Below are 674 nucleotides of genomic sequence, written 5' to 3' on the forward strand. Positions count from 1 at the left end.
CCAGCGATAGTAGGCAGAGCGCGCTACCTGCAGGAAATCGCACATGGGTTTTATCGGGTAGCCCTTTTCTTCGTGCATGAATTTAATCGCCTGGTAAGCCACGACATTTCGAAATTGTCCTAACGATTCCTCCTTTCCAATTCCCTTACTTTTTTTAACAGATCGTTCTCCATTTGTAACTGTGCAACTTCTTGTTTTAGTTTGGCCATTTCAATCGCGATTTCTTCCTCGGGTGTCCGACGGACTTGTTTCGCTTTACGGCGGCCACGCCGATCTTGGAGACCTTCATAGCCTAATTGCTCATACTTCTTCACCCAGTTGTAGACATTTTGGTACGACACTTGATACTTGATTGCCATTGCTCCATAATCCTTATTACTAGCTAGACATTCTAACACAATCTTCAGACGTTCCTCTTGACTGGTTTCACGGGTTTGACTCATGCTGCTTCCACCACTTTCTGATTTGAAGTTTCTATGAGTATTATATACCTTGATCCAGTCATATAGTTGTTTTGCATTTCTTAATCCATACTTTTTGGCAATATCTATTTGACTGCCTCTACCCGCAAGATACTCTTGAACCGCTGCCAGCTTCAATTCTTTCGAATACTTTTTATTCTTATTCGTGGCAATCAGACCAGTGGGCCCTTCATTTTCATATAAAGCACACCA

General features: G+C 42.4%; 1 protein-coding gene. It reads right to left on the reverse strand.

All coding sequences use genetic code 11. From position 1 onward, the window contains the following. Positions 1 to 119: 119 nt before the first annotated feature. The coding region (locus NRIC_RS07135) for a helix-turn-helix domain-containing protein (RefSeq protein ID WP_146622012.1) at positions 120 to 674 on the reverse strand (555 nt) is incomplete at its 5' end.

It is taken from the genome of Enterococcus florum (assembly GCF_004309355.1).
Classification (GTDB): Bacteria; Bacillota; Bacilli; order Lactobacillales; family Enterococcaceae; genus Enterococcus_A; species Enterococcus_A florum.